Consider the following 20,908-nt stretch of genomic DNA (forward strand, 5'->3'; position numbering starts at 1 on the left):
TTTAGCACTTGGCTAATCATTGGGGGCTAGCCCCCAATGATTTAATTTGAGTTGCACTTATTTGTTGAACTTAGAATTTAAAAAAAAAACACTCGACCGAGTGTTTTTTTTTACATAAAATCAAGAATTTCTTTCTTCATTTTTGTTGAAAATTTTAAATTATTTTCTTTCAAAAGATCCTTATCAATGGATTCAATTTCTTTGATAAGCGGTTTTAAATTTTCATCATTTAAGGCTTCTAATTGTGTTTGAACCTTGTACAATCTCAATGAAATTTTCTTTACATTTTTTTCTTCCATAGCTAATAAAAAAATTTAATATTAAGTAAAGTGATTTCTAAAAATACAAAAATTTTATTGTTTAATAAAATTCTTATTTCGATTGAATTGGCGTTTTGTATTATATGATCAATCTAGGGTTAAAGTTAAAGTGTATGTTTAGCAAGAGGATACTGCGATGAATCGCAGTAGTAAGATTAAGCGCCTGCAAATCAATATCTTACGATATTAGTGTTTTTAAATAAAATATATTTTTGAATACTTTTTTTAAAAAAGTATTGAATTTCAATCAAATAGAATTAAAAAAAATATATGCTTCAAATATACTTTTGTGTAAAAATCTATTCTAATATACTGATTTTTATCGTATTATTGCATATATTTATTTAAAAAATAAAAAATGAGTAAATCAGATATAACAACGATACGCGTTCAACGTGATTTGAAAGAAAAAATTGAAGTAATCCAAAAGAATTACCAATACAACTTTATCTATGAAGTCTTAGATGATATGACTAGTTTTTTTTTAAATAATGGATTAAGTCCGGCTACTAATCTAAATTTAAATATTCACAAGGACATTCAAAAAATCAATGAAGATTTTAAAAAAAGGGATGATAGTTTTCGAAAATGGTTTGGAGATCATTTCAAAAAAACTATTGAATTAATTCAGCAAAGTGATATGATTTTAGCTAATCAAGAATTATTTAAAAATATACTTCAAGGTGAAATAAAAGAGGAAATAAAAAAGGAAATTATTAGTGAGGATAATTTTAAAAAACCTAACGAAGTTATTGCAGTAACACAAAATTTTGAAAAGACTAATTCGAGTAATATAGATGATTATTTGAATGTAATTGAAAAATTAAATAAACAAATCAGTGATTTAAAAAGTAGTGTTAATCTGATTGTTTCTAAGGCAGAAAAAAACGAAAAAGGAAAAGTTCATTATACGATAGTTCTTAATGAAATAGAATATAATAGTTTAAAAAGAATCTAATGCACATTTCATATAAAGCACATGATCCGCAAAAATTTGGTTTGAGTTCTCAAACTATGATTGAGTATTTAACAAAAGAAGAAAAAACAAAAGAAGCAGAAGTTTTTTACAATCATGAACAGCAAAATATATCTCCTAATGATGCTTATAATGCCATTGATAATAATAAAGGAAGTCATGGAAAAGATGTGTCTAAGTTTTATATGATGAATATTTCTCCCTCTCAAAAAGAATTAAATCATTTGGAAAATTTAGCGGAGAAATTTGCTAATGAATCAAAACAAGATGATTTGACTAAAGAGGAAATAAAAAAAATTTATGTTGAAAAATTATTACAAGAATATACGTACAAAGTAATGGATGACTATGCTAAAAATTTTGAGCGTGATAAAACCATTGATGACTTAGTTTATTTTGCTAAAATTGAACACAACAGAACTTTTAAAGAAAATGATAAAGATGTAATTCATAATAAAAGAATAGATGCTAAAATCAAAGAGAACCCCGAAAGAAAAAATGAATTTGATAGAGATTACAAACGAAATAGTAAAGGCGAGATTATTAGAAATGGATTAAAAAAGGAGGGTAATAATACTCATATTCATGTTGTAGTTTCGAGATACGAAAAGAAAGGAGAACAACGTGATAAAGCTTCTTTATCTCCAATGAGTAAAGCGAGAAAATCTAAAGGGTTGAATAATTCAAAAGTTGGTTTTGATAGAGATAGATTGAATCAAAAGTCGGAGGAAAGATTTGATGATATGTTTGATTTTAAAAGAATGAATAATGAAACTTATCAAAAAAGAAAGGAAAATAAGAAAGGTTATGACCAAGATAAAAGCAATTATTATGATTATGAAAGACAATCTAAATCTAATAAAAAAAAGAATGATAATGCAATTGTTTCCTCTATAAAGGATCGAGTTAAAGAAGAAGCAAAAGAACTTAAAAAAGAGTTTAAAGACGCATTAAAAAGTAATGGAGTTGATGTCAATTTGCCTACATCATTGAAAGAATTACAGTGGAAAATTGAACGCGATATTAAACAAGAATTAGGAATGGATAACCTTAAAAGTCCTAAAGAAATATTGGATAACGAAATTAAAAGTATTCGAGATAACTTGTCTAAAGGAATCGATATTGGATATTAAAAACTATTTTAAATATGAATACAAATACAATTATTTGGTTAGTATTAATTAACATCATATTCTTTGTTGTGTTTTGTTTGGCCACGAAGAAAACTAAATTTTTCTTTCTTTTTTACATTGGTGGAACGATTTATCTGTACAATCTGTTTCCCTCTTACAAAACACTAATATATTTTATACTTCCTAATTTTGTGTTGGGTGCTATTATCAGTTTGCTAACTAAAAAGAAACCCCTAGTAGATGATATTTTTGATATTAAAATTATTACTAATCAGGGCGAAAGATTGTTAGAAAATTTTGATAGGGGAGTTTCTATTTTTGGTTCGTCCGGTTCTGGTAAAACTCAAAGTGCTATTTATAATTTCTTTGAGCATTTTAAAAAACATGATTTTGCAGGTTGTCTTTATGATTATAAAAACGGCGAGCTTACAGAAATTATAATGGGAATGTTTGACAATGTTGAAATTATTGCTCCTCATGACCCGTCAATAAGTGCTAGAGTTAATTTTATTAAACCAGAATTACTTAATGATGAAATTGATATTAACGAGATTGCAAAAGTTTTAATCATGAATCTGAAAGGTAATAATGATAAAGGAAATTTCTTTGACACTAATGCGGAAGCTCTTTTTACGGGGCTTATCTTGAAGTTTAAGTTAGATCATCCTGAGTATTGTACATTTCCTCATATACTAGCTTTCCTTACGTTAAATGATTTTGGAGGTATTAGAATGGTCAGAACCGTTGATGAAGATTCAGGAGAAGAAAAGATAGTACGCAAATGGAGTGATTTTAAATTGTTGCAAGATTTCTTGGAAAGTAACCATCGGATTAAGAATGTAACCCATCAAGAAGTTACCATTAACTATAAAGATTATAGAGATAACAGTAAAACCAAAGAGCTCACACTTAAGAATGAAGAATTTACTCGTCGCTTTAGTTTACATATTCTGCCTAAACGCTTTGTTCGAATCAGGCATTACGGCATTTTAAGTAGTAGTTGGAAACGCAGTAAACTACAACAACTACAAGAAGATTTAAATATCATTCGACCGATAGTTGAACCTAAAACACAACATCGAAAATGTTATTGTTGCAAAATTGGTAATCTGGTTACGCTACATGTTTTTGGGCAACGAGGTCCGCCAAAAGCATATCTTATCGAAAACACACTTGCTTCTGTGAATTAGGTTTTACGGGTAAGGGAACTTGTGTTTGGTTGAATCGAAAAACAACAAAAAACGATTGAAACAGCACAATTTCAACCACAAAAAAAGCAGTAATCCTAAAATTACTGCTCGTATATCTTAAAGTCATACTTCGACAACTCCATAATACTTTATTAGCTTCCTACGGTTCTGTTCAACGGGCTTTCATCTCGTGCCCTGCGGGCAAGACGAAAGCTTAGTTATTATGTGTAGTTTTTTTGTATCTTTGTCAGATGAAATTATCAGATTAGCATATTTACTTTACGCAACGTATAGGAAGAGAATAGTTTAGTATTATTCTTCGTTTCCTTATTGTCTCTTATTGTAAATTAAATATGTTAAATAATGAAAAATTTCTTCGAAAGTCCTTTTAAAGGAAAAATAATCAAAGACCACATAACTAATCCCAATATAATTTCGGGTAAATATTCTTATTATTCTGGTTATTATCACGGTCATTCATTTGACGATTGTGCTCGTTATCTGTTTCCGGACAGGAATGATGTCGATAAACTAATTATCGGTTCTTATTGTTCAATAGGGAGCGGTGCAAGTTTCATAATGGCAGGTAATCAAGGTCATAAATATGATTGGATTTCCAGTTTTCCATTTTTTTATATGTCTGAATTTGATGTTTTCAGTAAAAGCCAAGATGGATTTCAAAAAGCAGGAGATACAGTTGTTGGGAATGATGTTTGGATTGGTAGTGAAGCTATGATAATGCCAGGAGTTCAGATAGGAGATGGAGCTGTTATTGGCAGTCGTGCTTTGGTTACAAAAGATGTTGAACCTTATTCAATTGTAGGGGGAAATCCAGCCAAATTGATAAAAAAGAGATTTAGTGATGATGACATCCAAAAATTGCAGGAAATGAAATGGTGGGAATGGGATGAAGAAACCCTTTTTGAAGCAATGCCAATTCTTTGTTCAAATAAAATCGATTTGTTGTACAAGTTTTTTAGAAAAATGAAATGATAAAAAGAAGGTTCCGAAATTCGGAGCCTTTTTGTTTTAACTGCGTTTGCGGCTAAAATTACACATAACGACCGAGGCTATGGGCACGGGCGGGTTGCGGGCGTATTCGCTGTCGCACAGCGACAAGGCGAATGCGGGCGCAAAACCTGCTAAGTGCACGTCAGCCAGCCTGTGAACATAGGCGTGTGTTAGGTGGTCGTAGTTTGTTGTTTTTCAGTCGTTTAAATTTCGGCCGTTTAGTGAGCTTTCACTTCGAAAACCACAATTCAGTCGCTTGTTAAACCGCATTTTCCAACCGAAAACGCTCAAATTCGTTGTAAATTTTATATTTTCTTTTTTCTTAAAGTCTAACCGCTAAACTACGCACAAATTAACGAATAAAAACTGATTTTTTTGTCTTAGAATTCATGTTTTCCGACAGTTTTAAAGTCGAGAAACTCAAATTAAATGAACTGAATGTCAGTCGGAAAGCAGAAATAGAATCGAAAATTTTTCCGTTTAAGCACTTTCACGACAGCCCGAAACGGGTTTTTTATTTTCGGGTTGTCCGTGAGTTTGTTTTTCTTTTTGTTTTTTCGTCAAGTTTGTTCGTTAACCACTTTCAGTCCGCTAAAGAGCAGAGTCTGCAAAAAATGAACTTGGTTTCCTTATATTCAAATCGGAAATCTCCATTTCCAAAATTTCGTTCGTTATATGTCGTAGTCTGAAAAGTAATAAGTCTAATTTTCTTTCCTTTAAAATCTGCGAGGAATTGTCCGCCGTGCAAACTCCCGAAAGCCAGCAAATTCAGTCTAACCGATAAGTCAAAAAGTCGAGAAGAAGCGGACAGTTCCTCAAAGATTTTTCAGCAACAAATCCGTCTTTTTCCTTTTTTTACTATGACACCTAACGACCGAGGCTATGGGCTTGGGCGGGCTGCGGGCGGATTTCCTGTCGCCACAGCGACAAAGGAAATGCGGAACGACCTAAATCAGTCAGAAAATACTCAGTACGAGGTGGTTGTTCTGCATAAATTTTTCTATCTATAATCTTATACTCCAACAATTCTTTAAGTTGTTGATTTATTACACGTTCTGTTGCATCAGGCACCTCCTTGAATATCAGACTTGGGCGTAGTGGCTTATCTCGAAGTGCTTCTATGATGCAAATTTTCCACTTTCCGCCAAGCACCTGCATAGCAATGCTATAACCACATTCTAGATATATAGGGATTTTTCTTTCAGACATAATTGTATAGTTAATTTGTAGGAACAAGATACAAAAATAGTGCGAGAATGCATTCTTTGATTATTTTGCTTATCATTCTCTTATCCTAATTCCTTCTCAAACATATACATCAATTTATCTTTTTCATTCAGTTCTACACTTCTGCTTACCTTTTTATTGGTGATTTGATAGCCCGAAAATCGAGTAACAAAAATGCCCAAGCCTTGAGTGTAGGAGCTGACTTCTGCTGAGTATTCTTTACTAGTATCTAAAGGAATTTCACCCAAAATAGTAGTCCAATCACCATCTGAAGTAATAGTAGATATTTCGCCTTGCATCTTGTTGATGTCTGTAATAGCCCTAGCATTCACAGCTATTGGAATTTGCAATTTAAAATCTAAGATTGGCTCCAACAACTCAACATCAGCTTGTTGTAAAGCCAATCGAAAAACATAGGGAGCTAAACTTCTAAAGTCGGCAGGTGTGCTCACTGGACTATAATAGATTCCGTGAGAAAAAGTGACTTTAAGGTCGGTTACTTTCCAGCCATACAAACCCGATTCACAGGCTTTCTTGACTCCATCGAATACTGCATTCTGAAAAGATTGATTCAAGTAGCCCAATGAAATATCGCTCTCTATCGTAAGTCCCGCACCGATTGGCAAAGGTTCTATAATCAAGCCAATAGATGCCCAATAAGGATTAGGTGGCACTTCGATATGAATGGTGTATTCCGATTTCGTTTTCAGACGTTCCTTATAAATCGTTTTCACCTCTTCAAAGTAAGCATCTACCGAAAATCGCTCCTCCAACAAAGTCAAAATAACTTCCCGTTGAGTTGCTCCATAAAGAGAAACTTCTAGCTCATTATTATCAGCATTGATACCAAACGTTAAAGATGGATCTTCTACCGATAATACATTCATAGCAGAAATTAATTTACTCCTATCCTCTACTTTGGCAGGATGTATAGATGATTTGAGAGCAGGACTAGGAATATTCAATTTATCAAATAAACTTGGCATTGTTCCTAAATAATCACCTACCATCAGACTTTCGGCATGGTCTAAAATTGCAATATCGTTTGTAGAAACTTCATCTACATCTATTTCGTTTCCAGCGTAAAAGGTCTTTAAACTTCTTATTTTCAGATTCTCATCTGAGCCATTGAGGTTGTATGATTTTCTTGTTCTAAGGCTTCCCCCTATAATCTTTAGATAGGCTCGTTTCTGTTCCTTCTTATTATGCTCAATTTTATAGACATAGGCAGATAAATCGTTCTCTTGAGGTAGAGATGTTTCAATAAAAGTAGTGATTGAGTTTAGCAAATCTTCGATACCAATGCCATACATTGCTGAGCCATGGTAGATAGGATGTAGTTTAGCGAATTGAACAAGATGAATCATTGAACTCCAATAGTCTGAATTTGAGAGTTGCGTATCGCTTAAGTATTTTTCAAGCAAAGAATCATCTTTCTCCAAAATTGTTTCTCTGTCCTTTTCTGATATGTTGTGTATTGTACAGCTAGAAGTTAAAATCTTGCCATCAACGGATTGCATAAGAAGAATATCTTTTGAAAGGCTATTTTGTATTTCGAAATAAAGCTGATTTAGATTTACTCCCTCTCTATCTATTTTGTTGATAAATAGAATGGCTGGAATTTCTAGTTGTTGCAAGACATTGAACAACAATCTCGTTTGAGCTTGAATACCCTCTTTAGCAGACACCACAAGAATAGCACCATCTAGCATTCTAAAAGTGCGTTCCACTTCTGCTAGAAAGTCCATGTGTCCAGGAGTGTCGATAATATTAATCTTTGTATCGTTCCATTGAATAGACGTTGTAGAAGCTCTAACGGTGATACCTCTTCGTTTTTCAATATCCATCGAATCGGTTGTGGTATTACCTTTGTCCACACTTCCACGTACCTCAGTTGCTCCACTAGCAAATAGCAAGTTCTCAGTAATGGAGGTTTTTCCTGCATCAATATGTGCAAGAATACCTATATTTATAGTTTTCATTTGATTTTGTAAATAATATAGCGGATGCTTTGTAGAAATGCATCACATAAAAAATACATCCTTGATGGTAGAATGTACCACAAGAACTTGAATTCGTATTTCTAATTATATTATTTACTGCCGCATAGTGTGACAAAGGTAGAAAATAAATTTTAAAATCAACCCTACATTCAAGTTGAAAATGCAACTTTATTGATTATTAACTAAATGATATGTTTGATGAAAAAATCGAGGATAACTTTTTTCGAGCTCGATGGGACGGCTCCAAAAGTTATCACCCGCTTTTTTCGAGTAGATTCCAAATTCCATCAAATATCTGATTTGGGGATAAATATCCAAATCTTTTTCGTGGCCTGTTGTTTATCTGTTGTTCCACATAATTCACATATTCATGTGTAACATAATTGAAATCAACTTTTTTCGGTATATATTGCCTTACCAAGCGATTATAGTTTTCGTTGGAACCTCTTTGCCAGCTTGCATATGGCTTGGCAAAGAAAAAGTCGATTTTCAAGTCTCCGGCTACCATCTGATGACACGAAAACTCTTTTCCATTGTCAGATGTGATTGTTTTCAGGAATGGTTTCCAATCCTCCAGGCAATCAATAGTAACCAGTGCGAGTTGTTCCGCATCCTTGCCATCTAATTTTCGGAGTCTGGCTATTCCGGTTGCCCTGTCGTTGATGGTTAAGATGGCACCTTTGTGATCCTTGCCTATGATAAGGTCAATTTCCAAATCACCAAAGCGTTCCCGTAGTTCAACTTCAGGCGGTCTTAGAGATATATCTGTACGATTGGGGATTGTTCCCCGCTTGTCGTAAATCACACTTCGCTTTTTGTAGCGACGTCCACGGTTTCTCAGGTCAAGATATAGCGTCCCTTTTTTACGCTTATCTTGCCAAATAAACTGATAAATACGTTCGTGTGATACACAGTTATCTCCATTTGTTTTGGCAACACCTGCAATTTGTTCCGGACTGTATTTGAGACGCAATTTATCTCGTACATAAGCCTCAACCTCAGGTGTGAAGGTTCTCGCTTTAGCTTTGTATGCCTGACGCTTCAGGTATTTACGATGCGCTAAATCATCTTTGTATTCGCCAGATCGGGCATCTGCATTACGGCGGATTTCACGACTGACAACTGATTTATCTTTATTTATTACACGGGCAATCTCACATTGTGGATACCCACTTTGCAACATTGTGCAAATAGTATATCTTTGTTCTCTGGTTAAATGACTCATAAATGTCAACTTTGGTCGGTAGACAATATAGTTCATTTTTTCCATCAGGGCAAGGGGGAGTTATTCCTCCTGGCTCTGAAAAAAACAAACTTTCCTATTTTGTCTGCAAAGTTGCATTTACAACTTGAATTTTCATGTCAATTTCTTTTATTTTTCTGAAAAGTTTATTTCCAATTCTAAAGTACTCATAGTTGTTGTTAAAATAGAAAAATACTTTATATCTTCCTCTATAACTATAAACACTTTCGATTGGCAGAGTCATAACAATCTGATTACTGTTTTTTGCAACATTATAGCCAACAATGTGAAATATTGCTTCAGCTGTAATTCCAAAACTTGAATAAGAAATCATTGAAGCCATAATAATCAATAAAACATATGTAAACACTCTGTCTATAATTGACTTAAAACCTTTGTGAAGTCTTTTTAAAAAGTTAAGTCTGAGTAATGTTATAATAACAATTCCTATAATAAAAGGTATCCACTCTACAAATAAATTGTATTTAAAACTTTGTCCAATTGTCAGTGGTTTAAGAAAAAAGTAATAAATGACAGCATATGTAAGAAACCCTACAAATAATTTATATACAATATTTTCTTCTTGACTATGTTTGATTTTTATTGAGCTCAAAAACTTAAGCATATATTTTTCTAATTTTCATGTTCGCAATACTTAGTGTTCTAATCTTGAGTCTTGTAAAAATAGTTTTACCATTTATAATTGTTTTCACTCGTAAAAAAGAGATAAATTAAGTTCCTACTAATTCTCAACCACAATGTCCCGCTTTTGCTCGTTATTTGTCAATGTAATGAAGTGAAAAGTCAAAAATACTTCCTTTATAGTCTGCGAGGAATTGTCCGCCCGAAAAAGCTGACAGAAGTAAAAAGTCTGTCAAACCCGAACTGTCTGTCTATGTCGAAAAAACGGACAGTTCGTCAAAGACTTTTCAGTGAATAAATCTCTGTCTTTTCTTTTTTTACACTGACGCATAACGGTTACGTATTGGCGATGGTGGGGCATTTGAAAAACGTCAGCCCAACATTTGCACTAATGCCCGATAGAAGCACAAATGTTGAATTTATAACTATCAGCCCCACTATTGCCAATACGATGTTGGTGGCTGGGCTTCTTTCAAAAGAACTCGTCTAATAATATATAAAACTCTATTTTATTTTTGTTTGGCTTATCAAGTCCATATACCTTGTAAAATATGTCAACCATTTCTGGTCTAAAATTATCTCGTATGTTTCTAACAGCAAGTGCAATATCTTGATATTTATCTGTTATACCTCCATTGCCAATGTCTATAAAACCACTTAAGTTATGATTGTCAAAAATTAAGTTGTCAAAACAGTAATCTCCGTGTGTAAACACTAATTCATAGTCTGATGGCTTTATGCTTAATAATTTCACAAATAGTTCTTCGGGGCTGTAAGTTTGATTTTCGGGTTGTAAGTCTGTAAAATCAATTAACCCACTATCTAAATTAAATCTTGCTTTTGAAATTTTCAAGTCAAGGTGTTGAACCAACGCAGTATTGTCAATTTTCAAAGAATGAAGTTTTTTCAATGATATTGCATATTGCTTAATAATTTCTTCAGTTTCTATTTTATCAAAATAATATTCAAGAGTTTTTCCTTGCAGTTCCGTCATACATAACAATTCAAAGTCGCTTAATTGTTCATAAAAAATAATCTTAGGAACTGGAATTTTTCCGTCAAGCCATAAATAATTTTGATAATCGTATTTGAGGTTTACATTATGGTTACTATAAATTTGTTTTTTGAGAATAAAACTCTTTGATTCATCTGTCGTAACCCTGAACAATTCAGCATTTGTTGAACCACCTGAAATTTGTGTGGTAGTATAATTTCCAAAATATTTGTCAAGTTGATTTTTTACGTCTTTACTGATGTCCATTTGCTGTGTCTTTTAGCCTTGCCACCAACATAGTAATTTACGAAGTAAATAATAGAAAAGTTTCGTGAAATATTCCCTATATCCGTATTTCGTGTAATTACTTTGTTAAAAGTAATAAATTCTTTGATAGTCTATATTATCTAAATAACATTTGTATGAATAGCGAGGTTTTTATTTAAAATTTTTAAATTCTCAATCATGGATCACGAAACTCTACAATTGATACTTTATTAATCTATTTCATTACTTAACATAATTCTTATTATAGCTTTTACTGAACCGAAGTTGAACTAAACCTCCGGTAGCTTTCGCTGCGATGATTTAGTACCTTAGTATTTATTAACGTTTAAATAATTGATAATATGGTAACTAAAAAAAATCTCCGGAGGAATTAAGAACGAACAAATATTTGAATCGTGCTTGTAATGAAATTACAGGTTTTTCTGAACTTCTGCAACGTTTTGAGCGAAATATTTCTATTTTAGGACGAAGCAAACGCACTTTTGAAAATTATTCGCGCCATGTGGCCGCAATGGCACTTCATTTTGGTGCTTTACCAACCGAATTACATCCAGAACAAGTTAAAGATTATCTCTTTGAACTGCAACAACGTTCCAATTCACCTTCGCAATCGTATTTTAAACACACGGTTTACGGACTTCGATTTCTTTTAAAAACAGAGAATTTACCTTACGATCATCTTCATTTACCATCGATTCCTAAAGAAAAGAAACTTCCTGTAATTCTGAGTCGAGAAGAGATTTGGAAGATGCTTCAACATGCCGATTTACTCAAACATCGCATTTTAATTGGATTGATTTACGGCTGTGGTTTGCGTTGTATGGAAGTTAGAAATATCGAATTGAAACACCTAGATTTTGATAGAAAACTACTGCATATCGTTCAAAGTAAAGGCAAAAAAGATCGTTATGTTCCTTTATCGGATCATCTCATTCGAGGGATTAAAAAATATATTTCGGTTGAACATCCTACCACATTTTTATTTACAGGCAACACCAAAGATGCCAAAGGTTTTGATTCGCGATACAGCCAACGTGGGGTTCAATGGGCGATTCAATCGGTTTGTAAAAAAGCTGGAATTTTAAAAGACGTGCATACGCACACGTTGCGCCACAGCTACGCTACGCATTTGTTAGAAGATGGGGTGAATATTCTTCAGGTTCAGAAACTGATGGGTCATGAGCGTGTGGAAACCACGATGGAATACTTGCATGTTTGTCAGCTCGAAAATCAAAAAGTACGCAGCCCACTAGATACCGTTTTTGCTTTATGGAGCCGCAGTGGGAAGTAGCCGATGTGCTGAGAAAAGTCGATTTGTCCAACCAAAACTTTACCGTTCATCAAGAAAAAACGTTAAGAGCATTGACTTTGTGCCGAACTGCTGCTTTGGGCGGACATGTAGATGCTTGTGATGCTTGTGGCAACATTAGTATTAGTTACAACAGTTGTCGCAATAGGCATTGCCCGAAATGTCAAGGTCATAAACGTGAAGAATGGATTCAGGCACGTGAGCAGGATTTGTTGCCTTGTTCGTACTATCATTTGGTTTTTACCCTTCCAGATTCGCTTAATGGATTAGCGATTGCACATCCAAAAATCGTTTATAAAATCTTGTTTGATTCTGTTTGGTCGACATTAAATCAATTCGGAAAAACGGAAGGTTTGCAACTAGGAATGATTGCGATTTTACATACCTGGGGACAAAATTTAAGTTTACATCCACATTTACACTGCATTATTCCTGGTGGTGGAATTGATGCCAACGGTAAATGGAAACGCAAGATAAAAACCGATAAATACTTATTTGCAGTAAAAGCGTTAAGCAAGGTTTTTCGAGCAAAATTTGTTGCCTTGTTACGTAAAGAAAAGCTTGCCGATGCTCATGTTTTGCAAAGTTTATTTGATAAAAATTGGGTGGTTTATGCCAAACGCCCATTTGGAGGTCCCAAACAAGTAATCGAATATTTAGGAAGATACACCCATAAAGTTGCCATCAGCAATCATCGGATTAAAAATGTAACAAATCAAGAAGTTACCATCAACTATAAAGATTATAAAGGCGGAAGTAAAACCAAGCAACTCACCTTAAAAAACGAAGAGTTCACAAGGCGATTTAGCTTACATATTCTGCCTAAACGCTTTGTGCGCATACGCCATTACGGTATTTTAAGCAGCAGTTGGAAACGCGGAAAACTCCAACAATTGCAAAAAGATTTAAAAGTTGTACGCCCAATAATTGAGCCCAAAACCCAACATAAAAAATGCTATTGTTGTAAAGTCGGCAATCTGATCACCTTGCATGTTTTTGGGCAAAGAGGACCACCGAAAGCCTACCTTATCGGAAGTAAACTTGCGCCTGTGAATTAACTTTTATGGGTAAGGGAACTTGTGTTTGGTTGTTTCGAAAAACAATGTAAAAAAATAGAAACAAACACAAAAAAAGCAGTAATCGTAAAATTACTGCTTGTATATCTTAAAACTGCACTTCGACAACTCCATAATACTTTATTAGCTTCCTACGGTTCCGTTCAACGGGCTTTCATCTCGTGCCCTCCGGGCAAGACGAAAGCTTAGTTATTGTAAGCAGTTATTTTATTCCGTTTCAATTTGTTTTCCAGACAATACTTGTTCCTTTTTTAATTCAAATTCAGTTTCTGTCAAGAGTCCTTTGTTTTTCAGTTCCGCAAGTTGCCCAATCAGTTCGTTTTCTCTTTTTGATTTAGCTTTTAAATCATTTTCCTCCGTTTCTTTTTTTAATTCAGTCAGTAGTATGTCAAATTTATTATGCACTTCTTTCTCTGTTAAAATTCCCTCTGCGAAAAGTTTTTTAATTTTTTCAACTTCGTTTTCTTTTCCACTTTCTATTAATTTCTCCTCTTTAGATTTTTTCCAAATATTAATAACTAAAAACATTGCTCCAGTTATTGTAAGTATAGATAAAATTCCACCAACTCCAGGATAAGAAACAAACGATTGATATTGGTCTTGTATAAATTCAGGTTGTTTTAAAAAATGGAAATATTTGAACATAGAAACCAAAATCAGTCCTAAAAAGATTATAAAAACTGTATTTAAAAATTTGTTCTCTTGTTTCATTTTTCTAATTGCTTACAACGGCAGTCTGTGAAAAAAGTACACAAACTCCTTTCAAATATAGTTAATATTTCTTAAATTCATAAGGTATTCATAATTCACGGTTTTATTCCTATAACTAATGGTTTAGACAGATAAAATTCTAGATTAACTATAAAAAAAGCAGTAATCGTAAAATTACTGCTCGTATATCTTAAAACTACACTTCGAAAACTCCATAATACGGATTAAGCTCCCTACGGTTTAACTCATTTTACTTTATTTGTTTTGGTATTCGTTGAAATTACATTTCGTCCAACGGGCTTTACTTCATGGTTTATTATTTGTTTTAGTATTCAGTGATTTCAATTCATCTCTTGTCTTCCAAACAAGACGTTTCGACCGAAGGGACAGAGCAAAGATAAAGCTTAGTTATTATGTACAGTTGTTATGGTTTAGATATTTTTTGTAAGAAACTTTTAACTTCAGGATACTTTGAGTCAGCATTTATAATCATCTCGCTTAACTTCTTATTTCCTTTAATATTGAAAAGACCAACCATCCCATTTTTAGCTTGTTCTCCTGAAAAGTCAATTTTTAAACCATCTTCCAAATTGTTTTCATTTTTAAGAAGTTCAATGTTGTATAATATCCCTTTGTCCTTGAATGTAATAGCTTTAATTTTACTTTCAAGTTTATTAAATTTAAACGTCTTTAAGTTAACTTTTTTAGAAAGTTCCGTAGATAAATGATGTAGAATTTCTGGGTAAATAAAGTCTTCAACCTCAAAATTACTTTTTACCTTGTTATGCCCTACATCATCTAAATTTGGAGTCTCACCAAAACAATTTGGAATAAATTCTATTGTTACAACAATATTTTTAAATGACTTAATTTTGGATTTAATCCTATTATACTCTTTACGCCCTTCTTCATCATTATCAAAAATGACTCTAATTTTTGGTTTGAAATCTCTATCAGTGTAAAAATTATTGTAAAACTCTAAATATTTGTCAATTTTTGTAGCACCGCCTGAAGAAATAATATTAGGAATATTTATACCGAAGAAATTACTTATTTCAGATAAATATTTCTTATCAGACTCTCCTTCTAATATAATATTATAATTATCCAAAAGTTCAAAATCTTCATCTGTTATACCTAAATACTCTCTAATTTTTTTTAAACCATTTTCCTGCTTAATATCAATTAAACAAGTATTAAGGGGATGATATTTTAATTTTGTTCTTTGATATTCTCTTTCTTCTCCGACTTCTAAATCCAGTAAAAATACATTGTCTAATTTATAACAGTCAATGAATGTTTGAGAATGTGAGGTTACAATAACTTGGTGTTTTTTAGCAATATCTAATAAGTGATTATGTAATTTTTTCTGAAGACCTTGATGCAAGTAGACATCTGGTTCGTCTATACAAAAAATTACATTCTTCTTTTTTAATTTAGATATTATTTTACTGTGCAATAATATATAACCTAATCTTTGTAGACCAGATCCCTTTCCTTCAATGTTCCTATTGGATAAGTCATTTAAATAGAATTCTACATCTTCAGAAATTAAATCTTTAAATTTTTTAACGTCAGAAGTGTTTTCAAAACTTACGCTCCAATTTGAATTGAATTCTTTAAAAATTGGATTTATTTCAGAGGCAAGTTTATTTAATATTTCAAGTAAACCTTTGCTATAACTTTCAAAAGAATCCTTTAAATCTTTTTTTAACCCACTAAATCTAGCTTTTTCGTATTCTAATTCATAAACATCATCTATTAAGTTATTTATTAAAGTTGGAAAAGAGATATTAATTGCAGGAATGAAGAAAAATGAAATCTGATTTAATATTCTGCCAATTTCCTTATTATCACCAAGACTTTTGTTTTGCTGACCTTCTTCAATTATAATTTTTTCGTAGGATTCTTTATCTATTCCATTAACTCCGAATTCTCTTTTGATAATATGCTGAATATTGTTTTTCTCAAATGTTAAAGTTATTTCGGGATATGTTGAACCTCCTCTAGAACCTAACTTATGATTTGGAATATCTTCTGTTAAACTGTATTGTTCAGGATTGAAAAAAATATTTAGTGCTTTTAAAACATTTGTTTTACCAGAATTATTAGCACCACATATTGTTGAAAAATTATTAGAAGTATTTAAATTTAACTTTAAATCTAAGATAGATCTAAAACGCTTTATTTGAATTTTCTTTAGAATCATAAAACGATGTAGGTTTACAATTGTGCATAACGGCAGTCTGTGAAAAAAGAACACAAATTCCTTTCAAATATAGTTAATATTTCATAAATCCATTAGGTATTCATAATTCACGGTTTTATGCCTATAATCAATGGTTTATACAGACAAAAATGCTAAATTAACTATAAAAAAAGCAGTAATCGTAAAATTACTGCTAGTATATCTTAAAGCTGCACTTCGAAAACTCCATAATACTTTATTAGCTTCCTACGGTGAGCCTGCCGTGAGTTTATCGAAGGGTTCAACGGGCTTTACTTCACTTGTCTATTATTTAATTAGGTGTTCAGTGATTTTCAATTCATCTCGTGCCATCCGGGCAAGACGACCCGAGGGCTTTGCCCGAACAGAGCGAAGCTAAAGCTTAGTTATTAGCAGCAGTATTTTATTTGATTTCTAAAACGAGTTTTTGTGTTAAATGAGCAAAATGTTTCATCAGGCTTTCAATGTCAGCTATAAATACTTCAATTTTCACATCCTTTGCTGAATAAAACTTAATCGTGTTACCATCTTTTATAACATTTTTGGTTGCTCTAAAATCTTTATTAATTGGAGTAAATCTATGATTAAAGGAATTTCTAATATTATAAGAATCTTTTGTGTTGTTTAAAAAGTCTGTCAAAGCATTTTTAATTTCTTCTGTATGTATTTGTTCAAGGAATTTTTCATTTAAAAATATCTTATCTTCTCTAAGCTTTAAATCACAGTAGACATTCAGTAATTGCCCAATTACATCTCTAGTTGAGAAATAATAGTAGTAAAAGATTTCAATAAAATATTCAAGTAATAGTTTGTCAGTATATTGATTTACTGCTTCATCGTTTTTAATTTCTAGTTCCCTTAAATAATGAGTATTTACGTAAACAAAAGTTTCTTCCATTTTTCCAAGTCGATTATTTACGCAATTACACCACCAATAGATGTCTTCTTCTCTAATTGCTGTTTCAAATGAAGAATTTTGCAGAATTCCTATGGTTGCGGATTTATACTCAACATTAAAGCGTTCAATTTTGGGAATAATATTGTTTATTTTGCGCCTTTCTTCTTTAGTTGGATATTTGAAAGTATCAGCTTTAAGTGTAATTGTTTCTCCCATGTTTTTCCGAATTAGTTCAGCTAAGTTTTTCGGCAAAATTGCTGCTAGCTCCCAAATATACGCAATTACATTTATTTAAGAAATTATTTGTTTATTCTTTATCAAAATAGATATAATACGGTATATAATAAAAATATATAGTGCGTAATTTGTATTGTAATTTTAAATTTTAATGCGATTTTAAATAAAATATATACAAAATACGAATATGGAAGTTTCGTTGTTCATAAGCTCTTTATATTATATTGATTTTTTATAAATGAACATTATAATAATCCCACCCACCCTATTTCAAAGTTAAATTTCTATCTAACTGTTTAATACTTTACACCCGGGAAATAACCCCTTGCTGTAAATAATTAAACAATAAATTCACAAAACACAACCTCTTAAAATCGGTTTAGTTTTAGTCGTTCATTTTACGATAGAAATTAGTGTGTTTATCCCAGTTAAAAGGAAATTTAATTTATGTTTTAATTTTTTCTTTTTGTTTGGTTTTTATTGTTCCATCAGCATATTGAAAAATAGTTCTTCCTCTTTTTAGATCATTCTACTCGGAATGGCCGCCATATATGGTTTTCTTGTTGCAAAATTATTGCCTATTCCGATTTATAAAAATCTATTAAGGTTTCTACTTCACAAGAACTACATCAATATAGTTGGCCTTAAAATCGTCATTATTTTCAGGAAAAATAACGCCAATTTTCAGTTTATCTATCGTGTATTTCTAACTCGCAGACACTCCTAAATATATTTACCAGTCGAATCCATTTGTCAGCTTCATTTCTGTAGCGGCCAATGGATTTTTCCTTTTATAAATCGTTCGGTAGGCAATAGTTCTATTTCGCACAGAAAAGCCATAAGCGACAACTCACGAAGAATGATTAATAAAAATTGTAGAACTATTAAATATTATTTCATTATGGAAACAAGTTTAAAAACTCCCCAAGCAAAAAGAATCGTTAAAACAACAGAAAAGAGCCAAGCTCAAACTACAAAGAATAATTATAACGATTTGTTTTTTAGTTCAATTATTGAACAGTTGGAAAGTGTAGAAGAGAAACATTGGCAACATTTTTTAAAAGAAAATGTATCTTTTATGCCTGCTAATAGACTTTCTTTACAATCTTACACACGATTAAACCAATTTATATTGGCACTTGATATGCTGATAAATAAACGTTCAAATTGCTATTATGCAACTTTTAATCAAATTACTAAATCAAAAGGTAAAATTAAGAAAGGTTCAAAGTCATTACCAATACAATACTTTAGTTATGATATTAGACATAAAGAAACGGAAGAACGTATTCAACTTGCTGAATTTAAGGCTTTAGATAGCACAAAACAAAAAGAATATCGAGTAAAAAGCTTTATTAAGTATTATCGTGTATTTCATACGGATAACATTGAAAATATAAATGATTGTGACTTTCCAATTATTGCAGATATTGAATTCATTGAGTTTGACGAAGGTGCCGAAAAATTTATTAATAATTTAATTGAACACAAAAATTTATCCTTACAACATCTAGTACAAGGCGAAGCGTATTATATTCCAGGAAGAGATGAAATTCATTTACCAAAACCACAATATTTTAAAAATATGGAAGCATATTATTCAACTGTTTTTCATGAAATTATTCATTGGACTGGACACAAAGACCGCTTAAACCGTTTAGACCAAGATTTTGAAGATGGCAGAAATAAATACGCTTTTGAAGAATTGGTTGCTGAATTGGGTTCGTTATTGTTTTCGTTAGAATTTAATTATTCGGAGCAGTTTATTAACTCAATTATCTATCTAAAAAGTTGGTTAAAGCATACAGCGGAAGAGAAAAAACATGAAATTTTAGAAGAAGCATTTGGTTATGCGAACAAAGCAATAAATTACCTTAAATCATAAACCTTTTACGCCTTTTAAAATAATAAAGGGCGTAAAAATTTGCCCCTCCGGGGCGGATTGATTTAGTTAGTGATACCTTATATTCGTACCTTAATATTTTCTTACCCCACCCACCCTATTTAAAAGTTAAATTTCTATCTACCTCCTTTAATACTTTACACTCGGAAAATATCTCCTTGTTGTAAATAATTAAAGGGTACATTCACAAAACAAATCCTCTTTTAATCGGATTAGTTTTTAGTTGTTCTTTTACGATAGAAATTAGTGTGCTTAACCCTTTTGATATAAGGTATTTATAAAATATTATTTCATACATTTTTAATAGTATATAAATATATATTTATATCTAAATATATTAATATTTAACTATACAAATATTTGTATATCAATATATTTTGATTTATTTTTGATGAAAATTAATAGATGAATTATGGCTAAGATCATTTTATTTACTCATCAGAAAGGTGGTGTTGGAAAAAGTACATTATCTTATAATGTTGCAAATTTACTTAACCAAGATGCGAAGGTTGGCTTAATTGATTGGGATTATCAAGGTACTTTACTTCAAGTAAAAGACTTAAATGACCAGTTGACGTATATTGATGTGGATCGTAAAATTAATAAAATACCGCATGAAGATTTCGATTTCATCATTATCGATACACCTCCTTACCTATTCGAAGAAATACACTCATTGGTACAACAAGCTGATTTAATTGTAATACCAACGCAAGCGAGTATTAATGATTTATTAGCTATTGATAAAACTGTACAGATTATTAAAGATAATAATGCTGTAGATCGATCTTTAATCGTTTTTAATAGAATTAAAGCTAATTCATCACTTAAAGATAGATTAAGTGAAAATTTTAATGAGTTGGATGTTCCTATTGCTAACACTGTAATCAACGATTATGATGCAATTACCAACAGTATTGTAACCAAAGGAGTTGAAGGAAAGCACAAAGCGAGTAATCAACTTCAGAATTTGACAAGAGAATTAATGATTAAACTTTTAAGTAATGGCTAATAAAAAAGTAGATTTATCTGCATTAGTTAATCAGGTAAAAAAAACACAAGTAGAAACACCAGTACAAAAAGTTGTACCGGTACAGAAACCTTCTACGTCTGAAAAAGGATTGTATGTAAAAGTTCCGAGCGAAATGATTACATTTCTTAAAAATAAAGCATCATTGATTGAGGGAATGACTGTGAAAGAATTAATTAATACTGCATTAGTAAACGTTTATGAAGAAGAATATAATGAATTCTTAAAGCGTTATCATGGAAAGGTCAAATAAAGTATATGTAGTAAACGTAAAGCTCTTAAATGGTAACTGGGTTAAATATCGTGCTGTACAAGGATCAGCTGGAGTAAAACGCCTGGTTAAGTATTTTGATGAAAACTTTACAGGAGAAAACAAATGGTTATTCTGTAATGTTTATGAAAAAGAAAGTCAGCAACAAGTAGCTAACTATTTAAACGGTAAGAACCCTACCCGACCATAAAATAAAAGAGGAGCCGAAGCCCCTCTTTC

Annotated in this window: 19 protein-coding genes; 10 read left to right on the plus strand and 9 right to left on the minus strand. The window is 31.8% G+C overall.

Annotated elements, in window-relative coordinates; all coding sequences use genetic code 11:
• Positions 1-110: 110 nt before the first annotated feature.
• Complete coding sequence (locus tag ACPDG9_RS12300) at positions 111-299, minus strand: hypothetical protein (protein ID WP_124899670.1); 189 nt, start codon at positions 297-299, stop codon at positions 111-113.
• Between the two features lie 379 nt (positions 300-678).
• On the opposite strand from ACPDG9_RS12300, the gene ACPDG9_RS12305 reads away from it, so the two are divergent.
• The 4 genes from ACPDG9_RS12305 (at position 679) to catB (ending at position 4,612) form a co-directional block, all read left to right on the plus strand.
• Positions 679-1,278, plus strand: coding sequence for a hypothetical protein (locus tag ACPDG9_RS12305; protein WP_182628693.1), 600 nt, complete (start codon positions 679-681; stop codon positions 1,276-1,278).
• Entirely contained in the window at positions 1,278-2,429 is a 1,152-nt protein-coding gene (locus tag ACPDG9_RS12310) for a DUF5712 family protein (protein ID WP_131541102.1), read from the plus strand. The genes ACPDG9_RS12305 and ACPDG9_RS12310 overlap by 1 nt, the downstream gene beginning before the upstream one ends.
• Positions 2,430-2,443: 14 nt before the next feature.
• Entirely contained in the window at positions 2,444-3,619 is a 1,176-nt protein-coding gene (locus ACPDG9_RS12315) for a transposase (protein ID WP_255492492.1), read from the plus strand.
• Between the two features lie 363 nt (positions 3,620-3,982).
• Positions 3,983-4,612 carry a type B chloramphenicol O-acetyltransferase gene (catB, locus tag ACPDG9_RS12320; RefSeq protein WP_014043450.1) on the plus strand — a complete coding sequence of 210 codons (630 nt, stop codon included), beginning with the start codon at positions 3,983-3,985 and terminating at the stop codon, positions 4,610-4,612.
• Positions 4,613-5,497: 885 nt separating this feature from the next.
• On the opposite strand, the gene ACPDG9_RS12325 is transcribed toward catB, so the two are convergent.
• The 5 genes from ACPDG9_RS12325 to ACPDG9_RS12345 all read right to left on the minus strand — a co-directional run bounded on the left by ACPDG9_RS12325 (position 5,498) and on the right by ACPDG9_RS12345 (position 11,006).
• The gene (locus ACPDG9_RS12325) at positions 5,498-5,839 is read right to left on the minus strand and encodes a winged helix-turn-helix transcriptional regulator (protein WP_150433340.1); all 342 of its coding nucleotides are present in this window, start codon (positions 5,837-5,839) and stop codon (positions 5,498-5,500) included.
• 80 nt (positions 5,840-5,919) lie between these two features.
• Positions 5,920-7,839, minus strand: coding sequence for a tetracycline resistance ribosomal protection protein Tet(36) (gene tet(36) / locus ACPDG9_RS12330; protein ID WP_150433341.1), 1,920 nt, complete (start codon positions 7,837-7,839; stop codon positions 5,920-5,922).
• Positions 7,840-8,113: 274 nt separating this feature from the next.
• Positions 8,114-9,085: an IS30 family transposase gene (locus tag ACPDG9_RS12335; protein WP_180906896.1), complete on the minus strand. Its 972-nt coding sequence runs from the start codon at positions 9,083-9,085 to the stop codon at positions 8,114-8,116.
• Between the two features lie 94 nt (positions 9,086-9,179).
• Entirely contained in the window at positions 9,180-9,728 is a 549-nt protein-coding gene (locus ACPDG9_RS12340) for a hypothetical protein (protein ID WP_180906897.1), read from the minus strand.
• A 489-nt stretch (positions 9,729-10,217) separates the two neighbouring features.
• The gene (locus tag ACPDG9_RS12345; protein WP_154138269.1) at positions 10,218-11,006 is read right to left on the minus strand and encodes an APH(3') family aminoglycoside O-phosphotransferase; all 789 of its coding nucleotides are present in this window, start codon (positions 11,004-11,006) and stop codon (positions 10,218-10,220) included.
• A 409-nt stretch (positions 11,007-11,415) separates the two neighbouring features.
• On the opposite strand from ACPDG9_RS12345, the gene ACPDG9_RS12350 reads away from it, so the two are divergent.
• Entirely contained in the window at positions 11,416-12,318 is a 903-nt protein-coding gene (locus ACPDG9_RS12350) for a tyrosine-type recombinase/integrase (RefSeq protein ID WP_430528042.1), read from the plus strand.
• Positions 12,297-13,394 carry an IS91 family transposase gene (locus ACPDG9_RS12355; RefSeq protein WP_058700113.1) on the plus strand — a complete coding sequence of 366 codons (1,098 nt, stop codon included), beginning with the start codon at positions 12,297-12,299 and terminating at the stop codon, positions 13,392-13,394. Before ACPDG9_RS12350 ends, ACPDG9_RS12355 begins: the two co-directional genes overlap by 22 nt.
• A gap of 225 nt (positions 13,395-13,619) precedes the next feature.
• Here the strand turns inward: ACPDG9_RS12355 and ACPDG9_RS12360 are convergent, their stop codons facing one another.
• The 3 genes from ACPDG9_RS12360 to ACPDG9_RS12370 all read right to left on the minus strand — a co-directional run bounded on the left by ACPDG9_RS12360 (position 13,620) and on the right by ACPDG9_RS12370 (position 17,464).
• Positions 13,620-14,123 (minus strand): SHOCT domain-containing protein, encoded by a 504-nt coding sequence (locus tag ACPDG9_RS12360; RefSeq protein WP_182628675.1) that lies wholly within the window; start codon positions 14,121-14,123, stop codon positions 13,620-13,622.
• 424 nt (positions 14,124-14,547) lie between these two features.
• Entirely contained in the window at positions 14,548-16,332 is a 1,785-nt protein-coding gene (locus tag ACPDG9_RS12365; RefSeq protein WP_182628676.1) for an ATP-dependent nuclease, read from the minus strand.
• Between the two features lie 421 nt (positions 16,333-16,753).
• On the minus strand, positions 16,754-17,464 hold the full coding sequence (locus tag ACPDG9_RS12370) for a Cthe_2314 family HEPN domain-containing protein (RefSeq protein WP_182628677.1): 711 nt from the start codon (positions 17,462-17,464) through the stop codon (positions 16,754-16,756).
• A 922-nt stretch (positions 17,465-18,386) separates the two neighbouring features.
• Between ACPDG9_RS12370 and ACPDG9_RS12375 the strand changes: the two genes are divergently transcribed.
• The 4 genes from ACPDG9_RS12375 to ACPDG9_RS12390 all read left to right on the plus strand — a co-directional run bounded on the left by ACPDG9_RS12375 (position 18,387) and on the right by ACPDG9_RS12390 (position 20,879).
• Positions 18,387-19,370: a zincin-like metallopeptidase domain-containing protein gene (locus tag ACPDG9_RS12375; RefSeq protein ID WP_430528043.1), complete on the plus strand. Its 984-nt coding sequence runs from the start codon at positions 18,387-18,389 to the stop codon at positions 19,368-19,370.
• 430 nt (positions 19,371-19,800) lie between these two features.
• Complete coding sequence (locus tag ACPDG9_RS12380) at positions 19,801-20,400, plus strand: ParA family protein (protein ID WP_090410433.1); 600 nt, start codon at positions 19,801-19,803, stop codon at positions 20,398-20,400.
• Positions 20,393-20,671 (plus strand): hypothetical protein, encoded by a 279-nt coding sequence (locus ACPDG9_RS12385; protein ID WP_090410432.1) that lies wholly within the window; start codon positions 20,393-20,395, stop codon positions 20,669-20,671. Before ACPDG9_RS12380 ends, ACPDG9_RS12385 begins: the two co-directional genes overlap by 8 nt.
• The gene (locus ACPDG9_RS12390) at positions 20,655-20,879 is read left to right on the plus strand and encodes a hypothetical protein (protein WP_182628680.1); all 225 of its coding nucleotides are present in this window, start codon (positions 20,655-20,657) and stop codon (positions 20,877-20,879) included. The genes ACPDG9_RS12385 and ACPDG9_RS12390 overlap by 17 nt, the downstream gene beginning before the upstream one ends.
• Positions 20,880-20,908 lie beyond the last annotated feature (29 nt).

Origin of the sequence: Myroides sp. C6-3, assembly GCF_050522425.1 — a bacterium.
Taxonomy (GTDB): Bacteria; Bacteroidota; Bacteroidia; order Flavobacteriales; family Flavobacteriaceae; genus Flavobacterium.

Coding starts and splice junctions, on each gene's coding strand:
- ACPDG9_RS12300 (WP_124899670.1), bottom strand. CDS start 299: ATGGAAGAAAAAAATGTAAAGAAAATTTCATTGAGATTGTACAAGGTT.
- ACPDG9_RS12315 (WP_255492492.1), top strand. CDS start 2,444: ATGAATACAAATACAATTATTTGGTTAGTATTAATTAACATCATATTC.
- ACPDG9_RS12355 (WP_058700113.1), top strand. CDS start 12,297: ATGGAGCCGCAGTGGGAAGTAGCCGATGTGCTGAGAAAAGTCGATTTG.
- ACPDG9_RS12325 (WP_150433340.1), bottom strand. CDS start 5,839: ATGTCTGAAAGAAAAATCCCTATATATCTAGAATGTGGTTATAGCATT.
- ACPDG9_RS12365 (WP_182628676.1), bottom strand. CDS start 16,332: ATGATTCTAAAGAAAATTCAAATAAAGCGTTTTAGATCTATCTTAGAT.
- ACPDG9_RS12305 (WP_182628693.1), top strand. CDS start 679: ATGAGTAAATCAGATATAACAACGATACGCGTTCAACGTGATTTGAAA.
- ACPDG9_RS12390 (WP_182628680.1), top strand. CDS start 20,655: ATGGAAAGGTCAAATAAAGTATATGTAGTAAACGTAAAGCTCTTAAAT.
- ACPDG9_RS12380 (WP_090410433.1), top strand. CDS start 19,801: ATGGCTAAGATCATTTTATTTACTCATCAGAAAGGTGGTGTTGGAAAA.
- ACPDG9_RS12385 (WP_090410432.1), top strand. CDS start 20,393: ATGGCTAATAAAAAAGTAGATTTATCTGCATTAGTTAATCAGGTAAAA.
- ACPDG9_RS12340 (WP_180906897.1), bottom strand. CDS start 9,728: ATGCTTAAGTTTTTGAGCTCAATAAAAATCAAACATAGTCAAGAAGAA.
- ACPDG9_RS12360 (WP_182628675.1), bottom strand. CDS start 14,123: ATGAAACAAGAGAACAAATTTTTAAATACAGTTTTTATAATCTTTTTA.
- catB (WP_014043450.1), top strand. CDS start 3,983: ATGAAAAATTTCTTCGAAAGTCCTTTTAAAGGAAAAATAATCAAAGAC.
- ACPDG9_RS12345 (WP_154138269.1), bottom strand. CDS start 11,006: ATGGACATCAGTAAAGACGTAAAAAATCAACTTGACAAATATTTTGGA.
- ACPDG9_RS12335 (WP_180906896.1), bottom strand. CDS start 9,085: ATGAGTCATTTAACCAGAGAACAAAGATATACTATTTGCACAATGTTG.
- ACPDG9_RS12375 (WP_430528043.1), top strand. CDS start 18,387: ATGGAAACAAGTTTAAAAACTCCCCAAGCAAAAAGAATCGTTAAAACA.
- ACPDG9_RS12310 (WP_131541102.1), top strand. CDS start 1,278: ATGCACATTTCATATAAAGCACATGATCCGCAAAAATTTGGTTTGAGT.
- ACPDG9_RS12370 (WP_182628677.1), bottom strand. CDS start 17,464: ATGGGAGAAACAATTACACTTAAAGCTGATACTTTCAAATATCCAACT.